Origin of the sequence: Pseudomonas guariconensis, assembly GCF_900102675.1 — a bacterium.
Classification (GTDB): domain Bacteria; phylum Pseudomonadota; class Gammaproteobacteria; order Pseudomonadales; family Pseudomonadaceae; genus Aquipseudomonas; species Aquipseudomonas guariconensis.
In genome coordinates, this window is sequence record NZ_FMYX01000008.1 from 108,965 (window position 1) to 132,527 (window position 23,563).

Here is a 23,563-nt window from a genome sequence, read left to right on the forward strand (position 1 = left end):
CCTACGGACTCATAGCTCAGCTGGATAGAGTACTCGGCTACGAACCGAGCGGTCGGAGGTTCGAATCCTCCTGAGTCCGCCACACACCAAGAAGCCCGCTCGATTAGAGCGGGCTTTTTGTTTTTCCGTGTCGCTGAATTGTCAGCAATGTCGAACTAAGCTCATTCCAGGTGCGATGCCCTCAAGAACAGGTGTTGCACAGGTCTGACACATTCTGTCGTATGTGCTTTTTTCTTTTTTGCCGCCGTCGCACTGTTGGTTTCGAGCGTTGTCGTAGCTTTATCGCGCAAACGATTGTTCTGGCCAAAATTTTAAGCGATCTGACAGCTGATGCAGTGTATGATTGCGCCCGTCAGCCCCGCCGGGGCTAGTGGAATACCACCATGGACTTACCCAGTAGTTACTCGATAACACGATTTACCAAGCTAGATCTGACCGATTGATTCTCCCGGCGTGCTCCGCTGCTGGGAGTGGAGTTCGCCTATGACCGAAGTAGAAGTAAAGAAAGCCCAAGAGAGCCTGCAGGATCGCCTGGCCCAGGTGATCGAACTGTTGCAGCGCCAGCGGGTGGTCGAGGACCTGACGCACCGTCAGGAAGGTCACCACCACGATCTGGTGGAAAACCTTGTCCACCGTCAGAACCTGGTCGAGCTGCAGCGCAAGCTCGACGACCTGCACCCCGCCGACATCGCCTATATTCTTGAAGCTCTTCCGCTGGAAGACCGTCTGACGGTATGGCAGTTGGTGCGCTCCGAGCGTGACGGCGACATCTTGCTCGAAGTCTCCGACGCCGTACGCCAGACCTTGATCGCCGACATGGACGATCACGAGTTGCTCGCGGCCGCCAAGGAGATGGATGCGGACGAACTGGCCGACTTGGCGCCGGAATTGCCGCGAGATGTTGTCCATGAGCTAATGGAAAGCCTCGATGCGCAGCAGCGTGAGCGCGTACGCTCGGCCCTGAGCTACGACGAGGAGCAGGTCGGTGCGCTGATGGACTTCGAGATGGTGACCATCCGCGAAGACGTCAGCCTGGAAGTGGTGTTGCGTTACTTGCGCCGGCTCAAGGAGCTGCCTGGCCATACCGACAAACTGTTCGTGGTCGACTACGACGGCATCCTCAAAGGCGTGCTGCCGATCAAGCGTCTGCTGGTCAACGACCCGGAAAAGAAAGTCGCGGAGGTCATGGCCAATGACCCGGTGACCTTCCATCCCGAGGAAGATGCCTATGATGCCGCCCAGGCCTTCGAACGATACGATTTGATTTCCGCGCCAGTCGTGGACAAAAGTGACCGTTTGATCGGTCGTCTGACCATCGATGAAATGGTCGACCTCATCCGCGAGGAGAGTGAGAGCGAAGTGCTCAACATGGCGGGTCTGCGCGAAGAAGAAGACATCTTCGCTTCGGTCTGGCGTTCGCTGCGTAACCGCTGGGCATGGCTGGCCATTAACCTGATCACCGCCTTCGTGGCTTCGCGGGTCATTGGCCTGTTCGAAGGCTCCATCGAGAAGCTGGTCGCCCTGGCCGCCTTGATGCCGATCGTTGCGGGTATTGGTGGCAACTCTGGTAACCAGACGATCACCATGATCGTACGTGCCATGGCACTGGACCAAGTCTCGCCGGGTAATACCGGTCGTCTGATGCGCAAGGAGCTGGCGGTTTCGCTGCTCAATGGCCTGATCTGGGGTGGGGTGATAGGTGCAGTGGCCTTCTGGCTTTATGGCAGTTGGTCGCTGGGGCTGGTGATGACCGGCGCGATGACGCTGAACCTGTTGCTGGCTGCGTTGATGGGGGTACTCATTCCGATGACCCTGACCCGTCTGGGGCGCGACCCAGCGATGGGGTCGAGTGTCATGATCACTGCCGTGACCGACAGTGGTGGTTTCTTCATCTTTTTAGGGTTGGCCACCTTGTTCCTGCTCTGAGCATCCGGACCAGATCTGCAATAAAAAAGCCAGCATTGAGCTGGCTTTTTTATGGATGGTGCAAAACTCAGGAAGCGTCTGCAGCCATTTCCACATCGTGAGCGATGAGGGCGACCAGCGCGTTCTGCTGGCGGTGGGAGAGTTGGCGGAAGCGCTGCAGCAGCTCGCGCTCATGCAGACTCAGCTCGGGACTGTCCAGGCGCATGCTGAGCTCGTCGCCCAGCGCACCTTCCTGGATAAGGCTTTGTTCCAGGCGTGCGATGATCTCGGAGTTCATGCTGCGGTGGTGGTTGCGCGCTACCTCGGCAATGCGCTCACGCATTCCGTCTGGCAGGCGGACGACGAACTTGTCAGCGGTGCGGCTTGAATAGATAGCCTGTTTCATTGGGCGCATATACATTGACCGGTTTTTCTGGTTCAGGGGAAGCGGTTCTCAAATTGGCCGCACGGTGGTGGCTACGACCGTGGCGGTGACAAAATGTTCAACCGTGTTCTCAAATCTGGGTGCTCATCTTGCCCTATGGCCGCCGTTTCATTGGCGTCAATTCTGTGACAAATAGTGATCCGAATAAAGGCTTTTTGCCAGTACCAATTATCAGAAATGAGTACTGGTTTGAAAAGTTTTGCTTTTTTCGACTCGTGAGGCTGTCAGTTTATTGCCGCCAAAATCTGTCAAAAATCAGCAATGGCTATAGAAAATCCTTAAAATATGCAGGTTCCCTCATTTGAGCATAGTGGCTATGCGACATGACGCAAGCGGGACGTCCCGGCTGGGAGGTCGCCTGATATTTCTGATAGGACCGTCTGGATCGGGAAAAGATTCCCTTATTGATGCTGCGCGCGTGCATTTACTCGAAAACGGCGTCGAAGTCGCCAGACGCGTCATTACCCGATCGGCCGAGTCCAGGGGGGAGGCTGCCCTTAGCGTCAGCCCCGAGGTGTTCGAGCAGATGTGCGAGGACGGGGAATTTGCCATGCACTGGCAGGCCAACGGCCTGCAGTATGGGATTCCGGTGCAGGTGAATGAATGGCTGTCCAGTGGTCGCCATGTCTTGGTCAATGGGTCTCGTGGTTATTTGCCAGAAGCGCGCCGGCGGTATCCAAACCTGCTGGCCATTCGCTTGGAAGTGGCGCCCCAGGTGCTTCGTGAGCGGCTGTTGACCAGGGGGCGGGAGTCAGTGGAGCAGGTCGAGCAGCGCCTGGCGCGCAGTGCCCTGTTGCAGGCCGGAGATGACCCTGATGTGCATGTGCTGGACAACTCGACTTCCCTGGCCGATACCGTCAAGGCCTTGCTGCGCTTGCTGGTCGAGGAGGGCGTGATCGCGCAGCCGGCTGTCTAGGCATGACCCGCTTGGAGGTGCCGTTCCTGCGGGCCTGAGCAGTCTTGCTTTGCTGAAAAGGGCTACGGCTAAAAAGCCGATTCAGGCATGACAAACGGTTGAACGCTGGTTAAGATGCTCGCCGCCTTCGCACACCAGTCTGGCTGCTGCGAAGCATCTTGAATGGAGCTCCCCGTGTGGGAGTCCAGCTATCCGTCCTCGTAGTTTAATGGATAGAACGGGGCCCTCCTAAGGCCTTGATGCAGGTTCGATTCCTGCCGGGGACGCCATCTTTCGGTAATGCTGCATTACCTTTTCGTCCTCCATCCCCCATCACCGATCATCAAGCAATCAGTCCCCCTTGGGATTTTCAATTGACGGAATTCCGTATCCCTGATTTATTGAAACCGTTTTCATAACCCTGCCCATAAGTACAGACAAGAAGGTCATAGGGTGAACAAGATGCATGCGCCTGCCCGCGGGCGGGTCACCATCAGCGAGGTAGCCCAGGCTGCCGGCGTTTCCAAGGCTACGGTTTCGCGCTACATCGGCGGCGACCGGCAATTGCTTGCCGATGCCACTGCCCAACGTATCGAGGCGGTGATCGAACGGCTCGGTTATCGCCCCAATCGCATGGCCAGCGCGCTCAAGCGAGGCCGTACCGGCCTGATCGGCATGCTGCTGGCCGATATCCGAAACCCTTATTCCGTGGCGGTGATGCATGGCGTCGAGCTGGCTTGCCGCCAGCATGGCTACAGCTTGGTGGTGTGCAACACCGACTGCGATGACGAACAGGAGTGCCTGCACTTGCAGGCGCTGCAGTCGTACAACGTCGATGGTCTGATCGTGAACACCCTTGGCCACCATGCGGGTGAGTTGGCCAGCTTGGGCCGCGAGCTGCCGATGGTGCTGGTGGACCGACAACTGGCCGAGCTGCAGACCGACCTGGTGGGGCTAGACAACACCGACGCCGTCGAACAAGCATTGGAGCACCTGCAGCGGCAAGGTTATCGCGACATCCTGGCGGTCACCGAGCCCCTCGATGGCACCAGTTCGCGTCAGGAGCGGGTGTCTGCGTTCCAGGCGTCCATCGCACGCAGGCCCGGCATGCGCGGTCAAGTCCTGGAAGTGAGCAGTCGCCTGCCGGAGCAGTTGGCAGGATTTTTGGCGGGCGCAGGTTATGGTCCGCAGGCGCTGTTCAGCTGCAACGGTGTGGCTACCCTTGAAGTCATGCGGCATCTGCACCGACGTGCCGAGCATCCGTTCCATAATCTGGGCCTGGTCGCCCTCGATGATCTGGATTGGTACCCGTTGGTCGGGGGCGGCATCACTGCCCTGGCACAACCCACTGAGCGCATCGGCGCGGCCGCGTTCCAGTGCCTGCTGGAGCGTATGCAAGGCAGTCGATTGCCCGCCCGGCGCCTGGACCTTCGTGCTGAACTCATCGTTCGAGGTTCCAGCCGACCCATTGACTGAAAAACAGCGCGGCCTGCGTGTCGCGCTGTTTTTTACCTGGAAATGAAACCGGTTTCATTCGACAAGAACAAGGACTACAACGATGCACGCGAACCCTGTTTCCATCAGCCTGTCGAGCTTCGGCGCCGATACCGTACGCCACCATGGTCAGCTCGCTTACCTGCCTCTGCTGGCTGCGGCCGGTGCGTGTCGCGTGGAGTGGCGCGAGGAGTTGTTCGAGGCATGGCCTGACGCCGCCGAACTTGCCAGTGCCAGTGCGGCGCTGGGCCTGGAAAGCCTGTTCTCCACACCGCTGGAACTGTGGCGCGAGGATGGCAGTTTGGAGCCGCACGTGGCGGGACGGTTGCAATTGGCCAACGAGGTTGGCGCTGTAGCCTTGAAGGTCTCCCTCGGCCACTATCGCGAGAGTTGCGACCTTCAGGCCTTGCGCCCATTGCTGGGGCAGGGGACAGCCCTCTACGTGGAGAACGACCAGACCGTTCAAGGCGGGCGTCTGCAGCCGTTGCTGAGCTTCTTCCAGCGTGCTGCGAACCTAGGCCTGGCACCGGGCATGACCTTCGATATCGGTAACTGGTACTGGCAGGACGAGTGTCCCCTGCAGGCCGCGCGGGCCTTGGGACCCTGGGTGCGTTACGTGCACTGCAAGGCCGTCGAGCGCCGCACCGATGGCCGCAGGGCGGCGATCCCGCCGCAAGCGAGCGATTTGGCCGATTGGCGTGAGCTGATGGCCTGTTTTGCCCCAGGCGTGCCGCGGGCAATCGAGTACCCCCTGGTGAGTGACGATCTATTGACGTTCACGCGTGAGCAGGTTGTGCAGTTGGCCGCGCTCGAGGCGGAGGTGTGCCATGGCTGACTGGGACGTGCTCTGCTTCGGCGAAACCATGGCCATGTTCGTGGCCGAGCAGTGTGGCGATCTGGCCCAGGTCGAGGGATTCGCCAAGCGCATCGCCGGAGCCGACAGCAATGTGGCCATCGGCCTGGCCCGCCTGGGTCTGAAAGTGAACTGGCTGAGCCGGGTGGGCGCCGACTCTCTCGGCGCCTTCGTGCTCGCCAGCCTGCGCCGTGAGGGGCTGAGCTGTGACGACGTCGAAATCGACCCTGAACATCCGACAGGTTTTCAACTCAAGGCCCGCTGCGACGACGGGCGAGATCCGCAGGTCGAGTATTTTCGTCGTGGCTCTGCGGCCAGTCACCTGTCATCCGCTGTGCTACGGCCAAGCCTGCTCAAAGCGCGACACCTCCATGCCACGGGTATCCCACCAGCCTTGTCGGCATCTTGCCGTGAACTTTCCCACAGTTTGCTGGATGCCATGCGTGCCTGTGGGCGGAGTGTGTCCTTCGACCCGAACCTACGCCCGTCGCTGTGGCCGAACTTGCAGACCATGGTGCAGGAAATCAATGCCCTGGCGATCAAGGCCGACTGGGTGCTACCGGGCCTGGAGGAGGGGCGTCTGCTGACCGGCAGGCAGTCACCCGAGGCCATCGCCGGCTTCTACTTGGAGCGTGGTGTGCAGCAGGTGGCAATCAAGCTTGGGGCACAAGGCGCGTACTACCGCAATACCGCGGGCGCCGAGGGCATGGTAGCGCCGCAGCCGGTGGCCCAGGTGGTGGATACGGTGGGGGCGGGCGATGCCTTTGCCGTCGGCGTGATCAGCGCCTTGCTCGAAGGCCACGACCTGCGTCGCGCCGTGACGCGCGGCAACTGGTGTGGCAGCCGGGCTGTGCAATCGCGCGGAGACATGGAAGGGCTGCCGCAACGCTTTGAGCTGGACCATTTCGAGATGCGCGCGAGCGCATGACGACCGAACCTGCCGGCCTGGCCGGGACCTGTTGCAACAAGAACAAAAAGCTCAGGAGACACACCATGCAGATCGACCGAATTGCTCCACGGCGTTGGTGGTACATCATGCCGATCGTCTTCATCACCTACAGCCTCGCTTACCTCGACCGTGCCAACTACGGTTTCGCGGCGGCCTCAGGCATGGCCGATGACTTGCACATCACCCCGGCCCTGTCCTCGCTGCTGGGGGCGCTGTTCTTTCTCGGTTATTTCTTCTTCCAAGTTCCCGGCGCCATCTATGCCGAAAAGCGCAGCGTGAAGAAACTCATTTTCGTCAGCCTGATCCTTTGGGGTGGGCTGGCGACGCTCACGGGCATGGTCCAGGACGTCTACCTGTTGATCGGCATCCGCTTTTTGTTGGGTGTGGTCGAGGCGGCGGTGATGCCGGCCATGCTGATCTACCTGTGCCACTGGTTCACCCGGGCCGAGCGCTCGCGGGCCAATACCTTCCTGATCCTCGGCAACCCGGTGACCATCCTCTGGATGTCGGTGGTTTCCGGCTACCTGGTCAAGCACTTCGACTGGCGCTGGATGTTCATCATCGAAGGGTTGCCTGCCGTGCTCTGGGCCTTCATCTGGTGGCGCCTGGTGGATGACCGCCCAGAACAGGCCAAGTGGCTGGCCGCGCAAGACAAGGCAGCGCTGCGCGAGGCTCTGGCCGCAGAGCAGCAGGGCATCAAGCCGGTGAAGAACTACCGCGAAGCCTTCCGCTCGCCCAAGGTGATCATCCTGTCGTTGCAATACTTCTGCTGGAGCATTGGGGTCTACGGCTTCGTGCTCTGGCTGCCATCGATTCTCAAGCAGGCTGCCGCGCTGGACATCGTTACCGCTGGCTGGCTGTCGGCGGTCCCCTACCTGGGGGCGGTGCTGGCCATGCTGGGCGTGTCCTGGGCCTCGGACCGGATGCAAAAGCGCAAACGCTTCGTCTGGCCGCCATTGCTGATCGCCGCATTGGCGTTCTATGGCTCCTATGTTCTGGGCACCGAGCACTTCTGGTGGTCCTACACGTTGCTGGTGATTGCCGGTGCCTGCATGTACGCCCCCTATGGCCCGTTCTTCGCCATCGTCCCGGAGCTGCTGCCGAGCAATGTCGCCGGCGGTGCCATGGCCCTGATCAACAGCATGGGGGCCTTGGGCTCGTTTTCCGGCTCGTGGTTGGTGGGCTACCTCAATGGCGCCACGGGTGGCCCAGGTGCCTCCTACCTGTTCATGTGCGGCGCGCTGCTGGTGGCTGTGGCCCTGACCGCCGTTCTCAACCCTTCGCAACAGGTGCAGCGCCCGCGCCTGGCGCCCAGTCAATAGGATCCGACCATGAAGAAACGCATCGTTCTCTACAAACGCCTGTCCGATCAGCTCATGCAGCGTTTGCAGGCCCACACCGAAGTGACGCTGGTCGAGGCGCCCGCGGCCGACGGTCTGGCCCGCCTGCGCGCGGCACTGCCAGGCGCCCACGGCCTGCTGGGTGCGAGCCTGCGCCTGGGCGACGAACTGCTCGACCTGGCGCCGGAACTGGAGGTGGTCTCCAGCGTTTCGGTGGGGGTGGACAACTACGACATCGCTGAGCTGGACCGGCGCGGTGTCTTGCTGACCAACACCCCCGACGTGCTCACCGAGACCACAGCCGACACCGGGTTCGCCCTGCTGCTGGCCTGCGCAAGGCGGGTCGTGGAGCTGGACGGCTGGATCCGCGACGGCCATTGGCGCGCCGGGATAGGCCCTGCGCAGTTTGGTTGCGACGTGCATGGCAAGACCCTCGGTATCGTCGGCATGGGTCGTATCGGTGAGGCCTTGGCGCGCAGGGCCAACGCTGGTTTTGGCATGCAGGTGCTGTATCACACCCGCCAGCCGCGCCCCGAGGTGGAGGCGCGTTACGGGGCACGCCATCGAAGTCTTCAGGCCTTGTTGGCCGAGTCGGATTTCGTCTGCCTGTGCGTGCCCCTGAGCGCGCAAACCGAGAACCTCATCGGTGCCCCTGAGCTGGCCTTGATGAAGCCTTCGGCGATCTTGGTGAACATCTCCCGTGGTCGCGTGCTGGACGAGCCTGCCGTGTTGCAGGCCTTGCGTGAGCGGCGCATTCACGGTGCCGGGCTGGATGTCTTCGTGCAGGAGCCGTTGCCGGCGAACTCGCCGCTGTTGCAACTGGACAACCTGGTGGTGACCCCGCACATCGGCTCGGCCACCGAAGAGACCCGTGAAGCCATGGCGCGCTGTGCGGTGGACAACCTGCTCGCGGCATTGGCAGGCGAGCGTCCGGCGAACCTGGTCAACCCCCAGGCCTGGGAGCGCCGGGCAGGGTAATCCCGCGTTCCCCCCCTCGCAGGCTTGCCTGCGAGGGCGTCGCTACAACCCCGATGTCTATGCTTTACCAAAACAACAGCCCCGACCAACGGAGCGTATGCCTTGCACGACCTGATTGACCTATTGAAGAAGAGACCTGAGCCATGTCCAACGACGAACCTGCCTTCGCACAACCGGCGCGGCGCGAGTTCTTGCGAAAATCCCTGACGCTCATCCCGGTGGCGACCCTCGCCAGCACCGGCATGGGTAGCGTGGTGCTCGCTGAAACCGCCAAGCCTGCCGATCCCTCACCTGCCGCTGCTCCTGAACAGGGAAGGGCGCGTGCCTATCAGCCGACCTTTTTCACTGCCGAGGAGTGGGCCTTCATCAGCGCCGCCGTGGCCGTGCTGATTCCATCCGACGCACTCGGCCCGGGCGCCGCCGAAGCCGGCGTGCCGGAGTTCATCGACCGTCAGCTCAATACGCGCTATGGCAGCGGCGGCCTGTGGTACATGCAGGGGCCGTTCCGCCCGGATGCCCCGGCCGAATTGGGCTACCAGCTCAAGCTCAGCCCACAGGAGATCTACCGCCTGGGCATCCAGGAGACCGATGCCTGGTGCCAGGCGCAATGGGGCAAACCGTTCGCCGAGCTGGGCCCGGCCCAACAGCAGCAAGCCCTGGAAGCGTTGGACAGCGGCCAGGCAGCACTTGCCTCGGTACCGGCGGTGACCTTCTTCGCCATGCTCTGGCTCAATACCCGCGAAGGCTTTTTCAGTGACCCACTGCACGGTGGCAACCAAGGGCTGGCCGGCTGGAAGCTGATTGGCTTCCCTGGCGCGCGCGCCGATTTCATGGATTGGGTGGAGCGCGATGAGCGTTACCCCTTCCCGCCGGTATCGATCAGTGGCGAGCGAGGTTGAGATGGCCCAAGTGATGAAGAAAGTCGATGCAGTCATCGTCGGGTTCGGCTGGACCGGCGCGATCATGGCCAAGGAGCTGACCGAGGCAGGCTTGCAAGTGGTGGCGCTGGAGCGAGGCCCTGCCCGTGACACCTACCCGGACGGGGTCTATCCGCAGACCATGGACGAGCTGACCTACAACTCGCGCAAGAAGCTGTTCATGGACATCTCTCGCGAAACCGTGACCTTGCGCCACAGCGTGAACGACCTTGCCGTCCCGTACCGCCAGTTCGGCGCTTTCCTGCCTGGCACAGGCACCGGTGGGGCAGGGCTGCACTGGTCAGGCGTGCACTTTCGGGTCGACCCGATGGAACTGCGCATGCGCAGCCATTACGAGGAACGTTATGGCAAGGCTTTCATCCCTGAGGGCATGACCATCCAAGACTTTGGTGTCAGCTACGAAGAGCTCGAGCCGTACTTCGATTTCGCCGAAAAAGTCTTTGGCACCTCCGGCACCGCCTGGACGATCAAGGGGCAGGTGGTGGGCCGCGACAAAGGTGGCAACCCGTTCGCTGCGGACCGCTCCGATGACTTCCCGCTGCCGGCGCAAAAGAACACCGTTTCGGCGCAGCTGTTCGAGAAGGCTGCCCGGGAAGTGGGCTACCACCCCTACAACCTGCCTTCGGCCAATACCTCCGGGCCTTACACCAACCCTTACGGCGCGCAGATGGGGCCGTGCAATTTCTGCGGATTCTGCAGTGGCTACGCCTGCTACATGTATTCCAAGGCATCGCCCAATGTGAACATTCTTCCGGCCCTGCGCCAGGTGTCGAACTTCGAGCTGCGCAACAATGCCCATGTGCTGCGGGTGAACCTCAATGCCGAGAAGAACCTCGCCACCGGCGTGACCTACGTCGATGCCCAGGGCCGTGAAGTGGAGCAACCGGCGGACCTGGTGATCCTCGGTGCGTTCCAGTTCAACAATGTGCGCCTGATGCTGCTCTCGGGCATCGGCAAGCCGTACGATCCGATCAGCAATGAAGGCGTCGTGGGCCGCAACTTCGCCTTCCAGAACCTCTCCACCGTGACGGCGTTCTTCGACAAGAACAGCCACCACACCAACCCGTTCATCGGCGCCGGGGGCAATGGCGTGGCGGTGGACGATTTCAATGCCGACAACTTCGACCACGGCCCCGAAGGGTTCGTGGGCGGCTCGCCGTTCTGGGTCAACCAGGCCGGGACCAAACCCATCTCCGGTACCAAGGTGCCGCCGGGCACGCCCAAATGGGGCAGCGCCTGGAAAGCCGCAGTGGCCGATAGCTACAGCCACATGCTGTCGATGGATGCCCATGGTGCGCATCAGTCCTATCGCGACAACTACCTGGATCTGGACCCGGTGTACAAGGACGCCTACGGCCAGCCGCTGTTGCGCATGACCTTCGACTGGAAGGACAACGACGTGAAGATGAATCGCTTCATGGTCGAGCGCATGCGCAAGATCGCCGAGGCCATGGGGCCCAAGGCGATCACCGCGTCGATGAAGGCGTTCGGTCAGCATTTCGACGCCACGGTGTACCAGACCACTCATTTGAATGGCGGGGCGATCATGGGCACCGATCCGAAGACCAGCGCGATCAATCGGTACCTGCAAAGCTGGGATGTCCACAACGTGTTCGTGCCAGGCGCTTCGGCCTTCCCACAAGGGCTGGGCTACAACCCCACCGGTCTGGTAGCGGCGCTGACGTACTGGTCGGCGCGGGCCATTCGCGAGCAGTACCTGAAAAATCCCGGCCCGCTGGTGCAGGCATAGGAGGCCGACCATGAAACGTATTCTGATCGCCGCCCTGAGCCTGGGCGCCAGCACCCTGTTGCACGCAGCCCAGATGAGCGACCCGGCCTTGATCAAGCAGGGCGAATACCTCGCCCGGGCTGGGGATTGCGTGGCCTGCCACACCGCCAAGGGGGGCAAGCCCTTCGCCGGTGGGCTGCCCATGCAGACGCCCATCGGCACGATCTATTCGACCAACATCACCCCGGATCCGACCGGCATTGGCGACTACAGCCTCGAAGACTTCGAGCGTGCCGTGCGCCAGGGCATCGGGCTGAACGGCAGCACGTTGTATCCGGCCATGCCCTATCCGTCCTATGCGCGGGTCAGCGATGACGACATCAAGGCCTTGTATGCCTATTTCATGCACGGCGTGCAGCCGGTTGAGCAGGCAAACAAAGAGAGCGATATCCCCTGGCCGCTGAGCATGCGCTGGCCGCTGGCGTTCTGGCGTGGTTTGTTCGCACCTGAGGTCAAACCGTTCGACGCAGCAGGACGTGACCCGGTACTGGCCCGTGGCGCCTACCTGGTCGAAGGCCTTGGCCACTGCGGCGCCTGCCATACGCCCCGGGCTTTGACCATGCAGGAAAAAGCCCTGGATGCTGCCGGTGGGGATGCCTACCTCTCCGGCAGCGCGCCGCTGGAAGGCTGGATCGCCAAGAACCTGCGAGGGGATCACAAGGATGGCCTGGGCAGTTGGAGCGAGGCGCAAATCGTCGCCTTCCTCAAGACCGGGCGAAACGAGCGTACCGCGGTGTTCGGTGGCATGAGCGATGTGGTCGAGCACAGCATGCAGTACATGACCGAGGCCGACCTGACTGCCATTGCCCGCTACCTGAAGTCCTTGCCGCCGGTGAATCCGGACGACAAGCCATTCCAGGAAGATCGCCAGGTCGCCGAGGCATTGTGGAAAGGGGACGATACCAAGCCCGGCGCGGCTCTCTACGTGGACAACTGCGCTGCCTGTCATCGCACCGATGGCAAGGGCTATGCGAGGGTGTTCCCGGCGTTGGCGGGCAACCCGGTGTTGCAGAGCGCTGATGCCACCTCGTTGATCCACATCGTGCTCGACGGCTATACCCTGCCGGCCACGGCAACTGCGCCATCGACGTTCACCATGCCGGGTTTCGCCTGGCGCATGACGGACCAGGAGGTAGCCGATGTGGTCAACTTCATTCGCAGCAGTTGGGGTAACCAGGCAGCGTCGGTGACGGCCAGCCAGGTGGCTGATTTGCGCACCGCGCCTCGGCCTGCACTGAAGGCGCAGTCGCTGATCGGCGATACCACAGGAGTGAAGGAGCCGTGAGGTGACAGGGGGCCGCGTTGCGGCCCATCCCAGGCGTGGCCAGCTCCCACAAGCGCAGCGCTAGCCTTGTGGGAGGTGGCTGCGCGCTTACAGCTCCACGTCCTGGCGCCCGGCCATCTTCGCCTGGGTCTTGAGCTCTACGTCTTCTTGCATTCGCTGGGCGATCTGCTGGTCGATCTTTTCCTTCTGCTCAGGCGGCAAGGCGTTGTATTCCTCCTCGCTCAGGCCCAGCTCGGCGAGGTACTTCTCCTTGATCTTCTCTTCCGGTGATTTGGCCATGTAGTCGCGGAACGCCTCCAGGGCACCGCTGGTGTCCTGCTCGTTGACGCTGGCCTGCTGGCGCGCGGCGACGTCCGGGTTCTGCAGCATTACCATGAGTTTGGCGAAGGCTTCCTTGCGTGCATCCTCGGCGTTCTGCCCGGAGGTGCTGCTCTGGCCGTTCTGCTGTGGCGTGGCGGTGGCAGGGGCGACGGGCAGGCGCATCGGCAGCACTGCGGCCAACGGCTGCTCGGCGCCGGTGCGGTTGTACTGCTGAACGGCAGTCTGCCAGCCCAGGCCATTAAGGGTGATCATCAGGTTTGCTCCTTGCGAATCAATGACGCCACCGAAGGGGCAAAACCTGTGCCAGCGGCTTAAAAAGGCATGAAAGCGGCCGCATCGGCTATCTGGAACCAATCGAGTTTGGCGCTAAGCTTGCCATTCAGAGGCACAGGTTTGCCGCTCGGCGGCAATCACCATGACCATCAGCAGCCCAGAAAGGCGCAGTTGCTGGACACCAGGAGAGAGCGTCCATGAGTCAGCAGTCCAGGCCGATGCCTGCCGGCTTCAGCGAGCAGCAACTGCATACCTTGTTCGACCTGATCAGCGACGGCATCTGGGATTGGGATGCCAACTCCGGGTACGTGTACCGCAACCCTGGCTGGTACGCCATGCTCGGCTACGAGAGCCACTCGATGGCCAACACCGTGCTGACCTGGGAGAGCGTGATCCACCCCGAGGACTACCCACGGGTGATGGCCCACTTCGAGGCTTACATCAACCAGCGCAACGAGCGCTACCGCATCGAATACCGCTGCCGCTGCCAGGATGGCAGCTATCTGTGGATCGAAGACAGCGGCCACATTATCGCCCGCAACGAAGATGGCTCGGTGGCGCGCATGCTCGGCGCCCACCGCAACATCGACGCGGGCAAGCGCTTGGTGATCGAACTGCAGCAGAGGAACCAGTCGCTGGAAACCCAGGTAGCCGAGCGTACCCGCGAGCTGTCCTGGGTCAATCAGCAACTGCAGCGCCAGCTTGACGAGAATCTCGAGCTCGCCGAGCGCGACGCCCTGACCCGCACCGCCAATCGTTATCGGCTGGAAAAGACCCTACGCCAGGAGTGCGAGCGTGCCCGGCGCTTCCGCCAGCCGTTGTCGCTGATCGTCATGGATGTGGACGATTTCAAGCCGATCAACGACCGCTACGGCCATGCCCGAGGCGATGCAGCGCTGGTCGAGGCGGTGGAGCGCGTCCGGGCGTGTTTGCGCAAGCAGGACCTGCTGGCGCGCTGGGGAGGCGACGAATTTGTCGCCGTCTTGCCCCAGACCCCGGTGGAGCAAGCGGTGGAGCTGGCCACGCAGATCCGCCAGGCGCTGGACGACATGGAGCCGATCGGCGATTGTCGCCTGTCCATGAGTTTTGGCGTGGTGCGCTGGCAGGACGATGAGGACCAGCATGGTCTGTTGGCGCGCGCTGACCAAGCGCTGTACCGGGCCAAGGCTGCGGGCAAGAACACCATCTTCGAGTGAGGGCCACCCCCTGTTCTTGAGCGTCGTGCGCACCTTGTGGGAGCGGGATTACCCGCGAATGCGTCGGTGAGTGCGCTGCCCTAGTCGCGGGTAAACCCGCTTCTACAGACATCGGCGAAATCCGGGGAATGAGGACAAAAAAATGCCCGCCGCGCCTAGGGCACAGCGGGCCAAATCGGCTGTCGCCGCTTCAGTGTCAGATATGCAGTGCGTGGCCCAGGGCTCGCAATGCCGCTTCCTGGACTGTCTCGCCCAGGGTCGGGTGGGCGTGGATTGTGCCGGCGATGTCTTCCAGGCGGGCACCCATTTCCAGGGATTGGGCAAAGGCGGTGGACAGTTCCGAGACCGCCACCCCTACGGCCTGCCAGCCGAGGATCAGGTGGTTGTCACGGCGGGCGACCACCCGCACGAAGCCACTTTTCGATTCCAGGGTCATGGCCCGGCCGTTGGCGGCGAAGGGGAACTGCGCGACGATGCAATCCAGGCCTTGCTGGCTGGCTTGCTCGGGCGTCTTGCCGACCACCACCACTTCCGGGTCGGTGAAGCACACCGCCGCGATGGCGCTAGGCTCGAAGCGCCGTGACTTGCCCGCGATAATTTCCGCGACCATCTCGCCCTGGGCCATGGCCCGGTGGGCCAGCATCGGTTCGCCCGCCACATCGCCGATGGCCCAGACGTTGCGCATGCTGGTCTGGCAGCGCTCGTCGATGGCCACGGCCGCGCCGTTCATCTTCAGGTCCAGGCACTCGAGGTTGAAGCCCTGGGTGCGTGGTCGACGGCCCACAGCGACCAGCACCTGATCGGCCTCCAGGCGCAGTTGGCCGCCCTGGCCGTCGTTGGCGAGCAGGCAACCGTTCTCATAGCCTTCGACGCTGTGGCCCAGGTACAGGGCGATGCCCAGTTTCTTCACCGAGTCGGCCACCGGCTGGGTCAGTTCGCCGTCATAGGTCGGCAGGATGCGCTCGCGCGCTTCCACCACGCTGACTTGGACGCCCAGTTTGCGGTACGCAATGCCGAGCTCCAGGCCAATGTAGCCACCGCCGACCACCACCAGATGACGGGGCAGGGCTTTCGGGGCCAGGGCCTCGGTGGAGGAAATCACCGCGCCGCCCAGCGGCAGCATGGGCAATTCCACGCTGGTGGAGCCGGTTGCCAGCAGCAAGTGCTCGCATTGGATTTTCTGGCCGTCGACCTCGACGCTCTTGCCGTCTAGGATCTTCGCCCAGCCATGGATCACCTTGACCCCGTTCTTCTTGAGCAAGGCGGCAACGCCGGAGGTCAGGCGATCGACGATGCCGTCCTTCCAGGCGATGCTGCGGGTGATGTCCAGGCGCGGCGAAGATACGCTGATGCCCAGCGCCGATTGCTCATCGTGGTGACAGGCCTGGTGGAACTGCTCGGCCACATGGATCAGTGCTTTGGACGGAATGCAGCCGATGTTCAGGCAAGTGCCGCCAAGGGCCTGGCCTTCGACCAGTACCGTAGGGATGCCCAGTTGGCCGGCGCGAATGGCGGCGATGTAACCGCCAGGGCCGCCACCGATGATCAGCAGGGTCGTGTTGAGGATCGGTTGCATGCTTACTCCACGAACAGGCAGGCAGGTTGTTCCAGCAGGCCGCGCACGGCCTGAATGAACAAGGCGGCATCCATGCCATCGACCACCCGGTGGTCGAAGGAGCTGGACAGGTTCATCATCTTGCGCACGGCGATCTGGCCATCGACCACGACCGGCCGTTCGACCATGCGGTTGACGCCCACGATGGCCACTTCCGGTGTGTTGACCACCGGCGTGCTGGCAATGCCGCCCAGTGCGCCGAGGCTGGTCAGGGTGATGGTCGAGCCGGAGAGTTCCTCGCGGCTGGCCTTGTTGCTGCGCGCGGCATTGGCCAGGCGAGCGATCTCGCTGGCGTTGCTCCACAGGCTGCCGGCTTCGGCATGGCGCAACACCGGCACCATCAGGCCGTTGTCGCCTTGGGTGGCGATACCCACGTGCACCGCGCCGTGGCGGGTGATGACCTGGGCTTCGTCGTCATAGGTGGCGTTGATCTGCGGGAAGTCGCGCAGGGCCACGACCATGGCGCGCACGATGAACGGCAGCAAGGTCAATTTGCCGCGGTCTTGGCCGTGCTTGGCGTTCAGTTGCTGGCGCAGGGCCTCGAGGGCCGTGACGTCAATTTCTTCGACATAGCTGAAGTGCGCGACGCGACGCTTGGCATCCTGCATGCGCTGGGCGATCTTGCGGCGCAGGCCGATCACTGGAATCTGCTCGCTGTCGGTGCGCTTGCCATAGCCACTTGGCGCCTGGCCGGCCGTGCTGTGCGGCTTGCTGATGAAGGCGTCGAGGTCTTCGTGCAGGATGCGCCCGGCCGGGCCGCTGCCGTGCACGTAGCGCAGCTCGATACCGGCATCCAGCGCGCGCTTGCGCACCGCTGGGGAGGCCAGGGGTTTTTCGCCCGCCTGGCGTGGCACGATCGGCGCGGCGACGCTGGCGCTGGACACGGGGCTGGCGGTCGGCTGCGGTTCGAGGCGCGGTGCGGCAGCAACCGGGGCGGGTGCGGCTGGCGCGACGGTTTCGACCGGCTTGGCGTGGGGTTCGTCCACGTGGTTGCCGCTGCCTTCGACTTCGATACGGATCAGCTCGCTGCCGACCGCCATCACCTCACCGGGCTGGCCGCCCAGGGCCAATACCTTGCCGCTGACCGGCGAGGGGATCTCCACGGTGGCTTTGTCGGTCATGACATCGGCTACCACCTGGTCTTCGGCGATCACATCGCCGACCTTGACGAACCACTCCACCAACTCGACTTGTGCGATGCCTTCGCCGATGTCCGGCATCTTGATGACGTGCGTGCCCATTCAGACCTCCATGACCCGTTTCAATGCCGCACCTACCCGCGAAGGTCCTGGGAAGTAAGCCCATTCCTGTGCATGGGGATAGGGGGTGTCCCAACCGGTGACGCGCTCGATCGGCGCTTCGAGGTGATGGAAGCAGTGCTCCTGCACCAGCGACACCAGTTCGGCGCCGAAGCCGCAGGTGCGGGTCGCCTCATGGACCACCACGCAGCGGCCGGTCTTCTTCACCGATTCGACGATGGTTTCCAGGTCCAATGGCCACAGGCTGCGCAGGTCGATGACTTCGGCATCGACGCCGGTCTCTTCGGCGGCCACTTGGGACACATACACCGTGGTGCCATAGGTCAGTACGGTGACATCGTTACCTGGGCGGACGATGGCGGCTTTGTCCAGCGGTACCTGGTAGTAACCATCGGGCACTGCACTTTGCGGATGCTTGGACCACGGCGTTACCGGGCGGTCGTGGTGGCCGTCGAACGGGCCGTTGTACAGGCGCTTGGGCTCGAGGAAGATCACTGGGTCGTCGCACTCGATCGAGGCGATCAGCAGGCCTTTGGCGTCATAGGGGTTCGAGGGCATCACGGTGCGCAGGCCGCACACCTGGGTGAACATCGCCTCGGGGCTCTGGCTGTGGGTCTGGCCGCCATAGATGCCACCGCCGCACGGCATACGCAGGGTCAGTGGAGAGATGAACTGGCCGGCCGAGCGATAGCGCAGGCGGGCCATTTCCGAGACGATCTGGTCGGAGGCGGGGTAGAAGTAGTCGGCGAACTGGATCTCCACCACCGGACGCAGACCATAGGCGCCCATGCCCACGGCAGTGCCGACGATGCCGCTTTCGGAGATCGGTGCGTCGAACACGCGGGACTTGCCGTATTTGTTCTGCAGGCCTTCGGTGCAACGGAACACGCCGCCGAAGTAACCGACGTCCTGGCCGTAGATCACCACGTTGTCGTCGCGCTCGAGCATGATGTCCATGGCCGAGCGCAGGGCCTGGATCATGGTCATTGTGGTGGTGGACATGGCGGATTCCAGATGGATGCTGTTGTTGTGATCGTTCATCTCAGACCCCCAGTTCCTGGCGCTGGCGGCGCAGGTGGTCGGGCATTTCCTTGTACACGTCCTCGAACATCGAGGCGGCGCTAGGGATGTGGCCATTGCCCAGGGTGCCGTACTGCTCGGCTTCTTTCTGCGCCTTGATGATCTCGGCCTCGAGCTCGGCGGTGACGGCCTGGTGTTCTTCTTCGGACCAGTGGCCGATAGCGATCAGGTGCTGCTTGAGGCGAGCGATCGGATCGCCCAGCGGGAAGTGGCTCCAGTCATCGGCCGGGCGGTACTTGGATGGATCGTCCGAGGTGGAGTGTGGGCCTGCGCGGTAGGTGACCCATTCGATCAAGGTCGGGCCCATGCCGCGGCGGGCACGTTCGGCGGCCCAGCGCGAGGCGGCGTAGACCGCGATGAAGTCGTTGCCGTCGACCCGCAGGGAGGCGATGCCGCAGCCCACGCCACGGCCTGCGAAGGTGGTGGACTCACCGCCGGCGATGGCCTGGAAGGTCGAGATCGCCCACTGGTTGTTGACCACGTTGAGGATTACCGGGGCGCGGTAGACGTGGGCGAAGGTCAGGGCGGTATGGAAGTCGGACTCGGCCGTGGCGCCGTCGCCGATCCAGGCCGAGGCGATCTTGGTATCGCCCTTGATGGCCGAGGCCATGGCCCAGCCGACGGCCTGGACGAACTGAGTGGCCAGGTTGCCGCTGATAGTGAAGAAGCCTGCCTCGCGCACCGAGTACATGATCGGCAGTTGGCGCCCCTTGAGCGGATCGCGCTCGTTGGACAGCAACTGGCAGATCATCTCGACCAGGGACACGTCCCGGGCCATCAGGATGCTCTGCTGGCGGTAGGTCGGGAAGCACATGTCGGTGTATTGCAAGGCCAGCGCCTGGGCGCTGCCGATGGCTTCCTCGCCCAGGCTCTGCATGTAGAAGGACATCTTCTTCTGGCGCTGGGCAACGACCATGCGGTTGTCGAAGATCCGCGTCTTGAGCATGGCGCGCATGCCCTGGCGCAGGACCTGCGGGTCGATGTCCTCGGCCCATGGACCGACGGCATTGCCTTGTTCGTCCAGCACACGGATGAGGCTGTAGGACAGATCCGCAGTGTCGGCGGGTTCTACATCGATCGGGGGTTTACGGACTAGGCCGGCGTCGTTCAGACGCAGGTAGGAGAAATCGGTCTGGCAGCCTGGCCGGCCGGTAGGCTCGGGCACATGCAGACGCAGGGGGGCGTACTCGTTCATGCTTTTTACGCTCGCTCGAATGTTGTTTTTGTGAGCTTTGAAGCGGTCGCCGCTGAGTACCGGCTTGTGACTGGTAGGTCAGCGCTAACTACATCATAGGGGGACCGCTGAAGAATTTTTCTCTCAAGTTGATTGCCTTTGCCTGACGGCGCAGATAAACATTCCGCATAAACACAAAAAACCGGTGAATTTGTCTCATGCGCAAACTCGATCGCACCGATATCGGCATTCTCAACAGCCTTCAGGAAAATGCCCGCATCACCAACGCAGAGCTGGCCCGCTCGGTGAACCTGTCGCCTACGCCCTGTTTCAACCGGGTCAAGGCAATGGAAGAGCTGGGCGTCATCCGTCAGCAGGTGACCTTGCTCGCACCCGAGGTGCTGGGGCTGGACGTCAACGTGTTCATCCACGTCAGCCTGGAGAAACAGGTGGAGCAGGCGTTGCACCGCTTCGAGGAGGAAATCGCCGAGCGGCCTGAGGTGATGGAGTGCTATTTGATGACCGGCGATCCGGACTACCTGCTGCGCGTACTGTTGCCCAGCATCCAGGCGCTGGAGCGCTTTCTCGACTACCTGACTCGCTTGCCCGGAGTGGCTAACATCCGTTCGAGTTTTGCCCTCAAGCAGGTGCGCTACAAGACCGCGCTGCCGTTGCCGGCCAATGGCATGACCTTGCGCGAATAGCGTCGTATCGGGCTGATGGGAGCCCGAGGTTGCGCCAATCCGGTGGCGAATACAGCGGCGCGACCGCGGGTGTTAATAAATTTCCACACTGCCGCCCATCCTCGCTTGATATTTTCAACAGCGGACGCCTATGTTGTGCCTAACGCCATTTCCGGCCTGCAAAACAACAAGAAGGACAGCGTCATGACGACCGAAGCCCCGCGTTCCCTCAGCGAACGTCTGACCGGCATCGACGAGATCGAATGCGTCACCCCCGACCTCAATGGTGTACCCCGCGGCAAGGTGATGACTGCCGAGGGCTTTCTGGAAGGGCGCCGCTTGCAGATGGCTCGGGGTGTATTGCTGCAATGCATCATGGGCGGTTACCCGCCAGCCCGTTTCTATGGCAGCGATGATGGCGACCTGGCCCTGGTGGCCGAACCTGCCCAGATCCATCGCCTGCCCTGGAGCGACGAGCCGCGGGCGCTGGCCATCTGCGATGCAGTCGAGCTCGACGGTGTGGCGTCCGGACTTTCCACCCGGGGCCAGCTCAAGGCCGTGATCGCGCGCTATGCCGCGCTTGGCCTTGCGCCGGTGGTGGCCACGGAGCTGGAGTTCTTCGTCTTTGCACCGAATACCGATCCGCACCAGCCGTTCTTGCCGCCGGTGGGCAAGGATGGCCGTCGCGAGTTGGGGCACTCGGCGTTCAGCGTCAGTTCCAACAATGGCCTGCGGCCATTTTTCAGCGAGGTGTATCAGTGCATGGCCGCCCTAGGCTTGCCCCGTGACACCTTCATGCACGAGATGGGCGTCAGCCAGTTCGAGATCAATTTGCTTCACGGCGATCCGTTGCTGCTGGCCGACCAGACTTTCCTGTTCAAGCACCTGCTCAAGGAAGTCGCACTCAAGCATGGCCTGACCGTGGTGTGCATGGCCAAGCCCTTGGCCAGAACACCGGGCAGCTCGATGCATATCCACCAGAGCCTGGTGCGCATCGACAGTGGCCGCAACGTCTTCAGCGATGAGGCCGGGCAGCCGACCGATACCTTCCATCACTTCATCGGCGGCCTGCAGGCCTGCATGGCTGACTTCACCGCGTTGTTCGCGCCCAACGTCAACTCCTACCAACGCCTGTGCCACCCATACGCCTCGCCCAACAATGCCTGTTGGTCCCATGACAACCGAGCCGCCGGCTTGCGCATCCCGGCCAGTTCGCCTGTGGCTCGACGGGTCGAGAACCGGCTACCTGGGGCCGACGCCAACCCGTACCTGGCCATCGCTGCGAGCTTGGCCGCTGGTCTGCACGGCATCGAGCAGCGCCTGGAACCTACGGCCGCGATCCAGGGCGAGTTCGAAGTGCCGGAGCACCTGAACCTGCCTTGCACCCTGCATGGCGCATTGGAACGCCTCAAGCGCAGCGCATTGGCGCGTCAGATGTTCGGGAACGAATTCATCGATGGGTATGTCGCAACCAAGACCTTGGAGCTGACGGATTTCCTCGACGAAATCACCCCTTGGGAGCGGCGGGTGCTAGCCGCACAGGCCTGATCGCGACACAACCGACACTGGACACGCCCCCCGGCTGGCTATTTAGCCGATGGGGGCCTGCGCTGCGGCGAATTTGCTTTTATGCTTGCCTGCAAGCTAACGCCACCTGACCAGGGAGCCCGACGGGACGTATGCGAAACATCTGGAAGCCGTTTCAGTCGCTGTATTTCGCTGCCTTGATGATGCTGATCGGCTCGGGCCTGCTCAGTACCTACCTGGCCTTGCGCCTGGCCGCCGACCATGTGGACAGCCTTTGGGTCGGTGCCCTGATGGCCGCCAACTATTTTGGCCTGGCCGTGGGCGGCAAGGTCGGCCACCGGCTGATCGGCCGGGTCGGGCACATCCGCGCCTACGCCACGTGCGCGGGCATCGTCTGCGCGGCGGTGCTCGGCCATGGCATGACCAATTGGCTCCCGGTGTGGGTAGGGCTGCGGATGATCGTGGGCCTGGGGATGATGTGCCAGTACATGGTCATCGAAAGCTGGCTCAACGAGCAGGCCGATGTGAAGCACCGCGGGGCGGTGTTCAGTGGATACATGATCGCCTCCTACCTGGGTTTGGTACTCGGCCAATTGATCCTGGTGGTGCATCCGGAGCTCGGCCCTGAACTGCTGATGCTGGTCGCCATGTGCTTTGCCCTGTGCCTGGTGCCGGTGGCGATGACCCGGCGCATCCACCCGGCACCGTTGCGCCCGGCGCCGATGGAGCCGAAGTTCTTCCTCAAACGGGTACCGCAGTCGTTGTCGACGGTGCTGGGTTCGGGCCTGATCGTAGGTTCTTTCTATGGTCTGGCGCCGCTGTATGCGGCCAAGCAGGGGCTTACCACCGAGCAGATCGGTCTGTTCATGGGTAGCTGCATCTTCGCGGGCTTGGTGGTGCAGTGGCCGCTGGGTTGGCTGTCGGACCGCTATGATCGTGCGGTGCTGATCCGTAGCGTCTCGATCGGTCTGGCGCTGGCTGCATTGCCGCTGGCGGTGCTGCCCAGCGTGCCGCTGGAGTTGCTGTTCGCCGTCGGTTTCGTGATTTCGCTGTTGCAATTTTGCCTCTATCCGCTGGCGGTCGCGTTTTCCAACGACCATGTCGAAAGCGAGCGCCGTGTCTCGCTGACGGCCATGTTGCTGGTGACCTACGGCGTGGGGGCCTGTATCGGTCCGCTGGCGGCGGGTGTGCTGATGAAGGTCCTGGGGCCGCAAATGCTCTATGCCTTCTTCCTGTTCTTCGCCTTGGTGCTGGTGTGGCGGATCCGGCCGAAGGCCGTCACCGGCCTGCATCAGGTGCAGGACGCGCCGCTGGGCCACGTGGCCATGCCAGCGGCGGGCTCACCCTTGTCGGCAGCGCTGGACCCTCGGGTCGATGAGCAGACCGTGCAGGACGTGATGCAAGCGCCGGTGGCGGCCGAAGACACCGAAGCCGAGGAGCAAAAGCCCCGGGAAGAGGCGGGTGCACCCCAGGCCGAGGTCGACAAGTCGGTGTGAGCCGGTCTTCAGGCAGGCTGCAAAGCAATGAAAAACGCCACCCGATGGGTGGCGTTTTTCATGGGACA

20 protein-coding genes and 2 tRNA genes are annotated in these 23,563 nt (G+C 62.7%); 16 read left to right on the forward strand and 6 right to left on the reverse strand.

Annotation, left to right across the window (positions count from 1 at the left end; all coding sequences use genetic code 11):
* Positions 1 to 5: 5 nt before the first annotated feature.
* Both BLS27_RS14845 and mgtE read left to right on the forward strand, forming a co-directional pair.
* Positions 6 to 82, forward strand: a tRNA-Arg gene (locus BLS27_RS14845).
* Positions 83 to 483: 401 nt separating this feature from the next.
* Positions 484 to 1,926, forward strand: coding sequence for a magnesium transporter (gene mgtE, locus BLS27_RS14850; protein WP_043210979.1), 1,443 nt, complete (start codon positions 484 to 486; stop codon positions 1,924 to 1,926).
* A 67-nt stretch (positions 1,927 to 1,993) separates the two neighbouring features.
* On the opposite strand, the gene BLS27_RS14855 is transcribed toward mgtE, so the two are convergent.
* The gene (locus tag BLS27_RS14855; RefSeq protein ID WP_003254499.1) at positions 1,994 to 2,320 is read right to left on the reverse strand and encodes an Arc family DNA-binding protein; all 327 of its coding nucleotides are present in this window, start codon (positions 2,318 to 2,320) and stop codon (positions 1,994 to 1,996) included.
* Between the two features lie 346 nt (positions 2,321 to 2,666).
* Here BLS27_RS14855 and phnN point away from each other — a divergent pair, with 346 nt between their 5' ends.
* The 10 genes from phnN (at position 2,667) to BLS27_RS14910 (ending at position 12,871) form a co-directional block, all read left to right on the forward strand.
* Positions 2,667 to 3,266 (forward strand): phosphonate metabolism protein/1,5-bisphosphokinase (PRPP-forming) PhnN, encoded by a 600-nt coding sequence (phnN, locus tag BLS27_RS14865; protein WP_043210976.1) that lies wholly within the window; start codon positions 2,667 to 2,669, stop codon positions 3,264 to 3,266.
* A 194-nt stretch (positions 3,267 to 3,460) separates the two neighbouring features.
* Positions 3,461 to 3,535 (forward strand) — tRNA-Arg (locus tag BLS27_RS14870).
* Between the two features lie 172 nt (positions 3,536 to 3,707).
* Positions 3,708 to 4,721, forward strand: a complete 1,014-nt coding sequence (locus BLS27_RS14875) for a LacI family DNA-binding transcriptional regulator (protein WP_043210991.1) — start codon at positions 3,708 to 3,710, stop codon at positions 4,719 to 4,721.
* An 82-nt stretch (positions 4,722 to 4,803) separates the two neighbouring features.
* On the forward strand, positions 4,804 to 5,574 hold the full coding sequence (locus BLS27_RS14880) for an AP endonuclease (protein WP_043210974.1): 771 nt from the start codon (positions 4,804 to 4,806) through the stop codon (positions 5,572 to 5,574).
* A complete protein-coding gene (locus BLS27_RS14885) occupies positions 5,567 to 6,520 on the forward strand; it encodes a sugar kinase (protein ID WP_090345415.1) in 954 nt (317 codons plus the stop codon). Before BLS27_RS14880 ends, BLS27_RS14885 begins: the two co-directional genes overlap by 8 nt.
* A gap of 65 nt (positions 6,521 to 6,585) precedes the next feature.
* Positions 6,586 to 7,863, forward strand: a complete 1,278-nt coding sequence (locus BLS27_RS14890) for an MFS transporter (protein WP_043210970.1) — start codon at positions 6,586 to 6,588, stop codon at positions 7,861 to 7,863.
* A 9-nt stretch (positions 7,864 to 7,872) separates the two neighbouring features.
* Entirely contained in the window at positions 7,873 to 8,859 is a 987-nt protein-coding gene (locus BLS27_RS14895) for a 2-hydroxyacid dehydrogenase (protein WP_090345416.1), read from the forward strand.
* A 143-nt stretch (positions 8,860 to 9,002) separates the two neighbouring features.
* Positions 9,003 to 9,758, forward strand: a complete 756-nt coding sequence (locus BLS27_RS14900; protein WP_043210965.1) for a gluconate 2-dehydrogenase subunit 3 family protein — start codon at positions 9,003 to 9,005, stop codon at positions 9,756 to 9,758.
* A gap of 1 nt (position 9,759) precedes the next feature.
* Positions 9,760 to 11,547 carry a GMC family oxidoreductase gene (locus BLS27_RS14905; RefSeq protein ID WP_043210963.1) on the forward strand — a complete coding sequence of 596 codons (1,788 nt, stop codon included), beginning with the start codon at positions 9,760 to 9,762 and terminating at the stop codon, positions 11,545 to 11,547.
* Between the two features lie 10 nt (positions 11,548 to 11,557).
* Positions 11,558 to 12,871: a cytochrome c gene (locus tag BLS27_RS14910; protein ID WP_090345418.1), complete on the forward strand. Its 1,314-nt coding sequence runs from the start codon at positions 11,558 to 11,560 to the stop codon at positions 12,869 to 12,871.
* A gap of 87 nt (positions 12,872 to 12,958) precedes the next feature.
* Here BLS27_RS14910 and BLS27_RS14915 read toward each other — a convergent pair whose 3' ends face one another.
* Positions 12,959 to 13,444, reverse strand: a complete 486-nt coding sequence (locus BLS27_RS14915) for a hypothetical protein (protein ID WP_232092049.1) — start codon at positions 13,442 to 13,444, stop codon at positions 12,959 to 12,961.
* Positions 13,445 to 13,662: 218 nt separating this feature from the next.
* On the opposite strand from BLS27_RS14915, the gene BLS27_RS14920 reads away from it, so the two are divergent.
* Positions 13,663 to 14,661: a diguanylate cyclase gene (locus tag BLS27_RS14920; RefSeq protein ID WP_043210958.1), complete on the forward strand. Its 999-nt coding sequence runs from the start codon at positions 13,663 to 13,665 to the stop codon at positions 14,659 to 14,661.
* Between the two features lie 196 nt (positions 14,662 to 14,857).
* On the opposite strand, the gene lpdA is transcribed toward BLS27_RS14920, so the two are convergent.
* From lpdA to BLS27_RS14940, 4 genes are read right to left on the reverse strand one after another with little or no spacing between them, the layout of a single operon-like run.
* Positions 14,858 to 16,237: a dihydrolipoyl dehydrogenase gene (gene lpdA, locus BLS27_RS14925; RefSeq protein WP_043210956.1), complete on the reverse strand. Its 1,380-nt coding sequence runs from the start codon at positions 16,235 to 16,237 to the stop codon at positions 14,858 to 14,860.
* 2 nt (positions 16,238 to 16,239) lie between these two features.
* Entirely contained in the window at positions 16,240 to 17,517 is a 1,278-nt protein-coding gene (locus BLS27_RS14930; RefSeq protein WP_090345420.1) for a dihydrolipoamide acetyltransferase family protein, read from the reverse strand.
* Positions 17,518 to 18,576, reverse strand: coding sequence for an alpha-ketoacid dehydrogenase subunit beta (locus BLS27_RS14935; protein WP_043210951.1), 1,059 nt, complete (start codon positions 18,574 to 18,576; stop codon positions 17,518 to 17,520).
* A gap of 1 nt (position 18,577) precedes the next feature.
* The gene (locus BLS27_RS14940) at positions 18,578 to 19,810 is read right to left on the reverse strand and encodes a 3-methyl-2-oxobutanoate dehydrogenase (2-methylpropanoyl-transferring) subunit alpha (protein WP_043210948.1); all 1,233 of its coding nucleotides are present in this window, start codon (positions 19,808 to 19,810) and stop codon (positions 18,578 to 18,580) included.
* 197 nt (positions 19,811 to 20,007) lie between these two features.
* Here BLS27_RS14940 and bkdR point away from each other — a divergent pair, with 197 nt between their 5' ends.
* From bkdR to BLS27_RS14955, 3 genes are all read left to right on the forward strand, one after another.
* Positions 20,008 to 20,493, forward strand: coding sequence for a Bkd operon transcriptional regulator BkdR (gene bkdR / locus BLS27_RS14945; protein ID WP_043210945.1), 486 nt, complete (start codon positions 20,008 to 20,010; stop codon positions 20,491 to 20,493).
* A gap of 285 nt (positions 20,494 to 20,778) precedes the next feature.
* Positions 20,779 to 22,020: a glutamine synthetase family protein gene (locus BLS27_RS14950; RefSeq protein ID WP_180962691.1), complete on the forward strand. Its 1,242-nt coding sequence runs from the start codon at positions 20,779 to 20,781 to the stop codon at positions 22,018 to 22,020.
* Between the two features lie 131 nt (positions 22,021 to 22,151).
* Complete coding sequence (locus BLS27_RS14955; protein WP_043210941.1) at positions 22,152 to 23,495, forward strand: MFS transporter; 1,344 nt, start codon at positions 22,152 to 22,154, stop codon at positions 23,493 to 23,495.
* Positions 23,496 to 23,563: the final 68 nt, after the last annotated feature.

Coding starts and splice junctions, on each gene's coding strand:
- phnN (WP_043210976.1), top strand. CDS start 2,667: ATGCGACATGACGCAAGCGGGACGTCCCGGCTGGGAGGTCGCCTGATA.
- BLS27_RS14890 (WP_043210970.1), top strand. CDS start 6,586: ATGCAGATCGACCGAATTGCTCCACGGCGTTGGTGGTACATCATGCCG.
- BLS27_RS14955 (WP_043210941.1), top strand. CDS start 22,152: ATGCGAAACATCTGGAAGCCGTTTCAGTCGCTGTATTTCGCTGCCTTG.
- BLS27_RS14895 (WP_090345416.1), top strand. CDS start 7,873: ATGAAGAAACGCATCGTTCTCTACAAACGCCTGTCCGATCAGCTCATG.
- lpdA (WP_043210956.1), bottom strand. CDS start 16,237: ATGCAACCGATCCTCAACACGACCCTGCTGATCATCGGTGGCGGCCCT.
- mgtE (WP_043210979.1), top strand. CDS start 484: ATGACCGAAGTAGAAGTAAAGAAAGCCCAAGAGAGCCTGCAGGATCGC.
- BLS27_RS14875 (WP_043210991.1), top strand. CDS start 3,708: ATGCATGCGCCTGCCCGCGGGCGGGTCACCATCAGCGAGGTAGCCCAG.
- BLS27_RS14920 (WP_043210958.1), top strand. CDS start 13,663: ATGAGTCAGCAGTCCAGGCCGATGCCTGCCGGCTTCAGCGAGCAGCAA.
- BLS27_RS14950 (WP_180962691.1), top strand. CDS start 20,779: ATGACTGCCGAGGGCTTTCTGGAAGGGCGCCGCTTGCAGATGGCTCGG.
- BLS27_RS14910 (WP_090345418.1), top strand. CDS start 11,558: ATGAAACGTATTCTGATCGCCGCCCTGAGCCTGGGCGCCAGCACCCTG.
- bkdR (WP_043210945.1), top strand. CDS start 20,008: ATGCGCAAACTCGATCGCACCGATATCGGCATTCTCAACAGCCTTCAG.
- BLS27_RS14885 (WP_090345415.1), top strand. CDS start 5,567: ATGGCTGACTGGGACGTGCTCTGCTTCGGCGAAACCATGGCCATGTTC.
- BLS27_RS14855 (WP_003254499.1), bottom strand. CDS start 2,320: ATGCGCCCAATGAAACAGGCTATCTATTCAAGCCGCACCGCTGACAAG.
- BLS27_RS14905 (WP_043210963.1), top strand. CDS start 9,760: ATGGCCCAAGTGATGAAGAAAGTCGATGCAGTCATCGTCGGGTTCGGC.
- BLS27_RS14935 (WP_043210951.1), bottom strand. CDS start 18,576: ATGAACGATCACAACAACAGCATCCATCTGGAATCCGCCATGTCCACC.
- BLS27_RS14880 (WP_043210974.1), top strand. CDS start 4,804: ATGCACGCGAACCCTGTTTCCATCAGCCTGTCGAGCTTCGGCGCCGAT.
- BLS27_RS14930 (WP_090345420.1), bottom strand. CDS start 17,517: ATGGGCACGCACGTCATCAAGATGCCGGACATCGGCGAAGGCATCGCA.
- BLS27_RS14940 (WP_043210948.1), bottom strand. CDS start 19,810: ATGAACGAGTACGCCCCCCTGCGTCTGCATGTGCCCGAGCCTACCGGC.
- BLS27_RS14900 (WP_043210965.1), top strand. CDS start 9,003: ATGTCCAACGACGAACCTGCCTTCGCACAACCGGCGCGGCGCGAGTTC.
- BLS27_RS14915 (WP_232092049.1), bottom strand. CDS start 13,444: ATGATCACCCTTAATGGCCTGGGCTGGCAGACTGCCGTTCAGCAGTAC.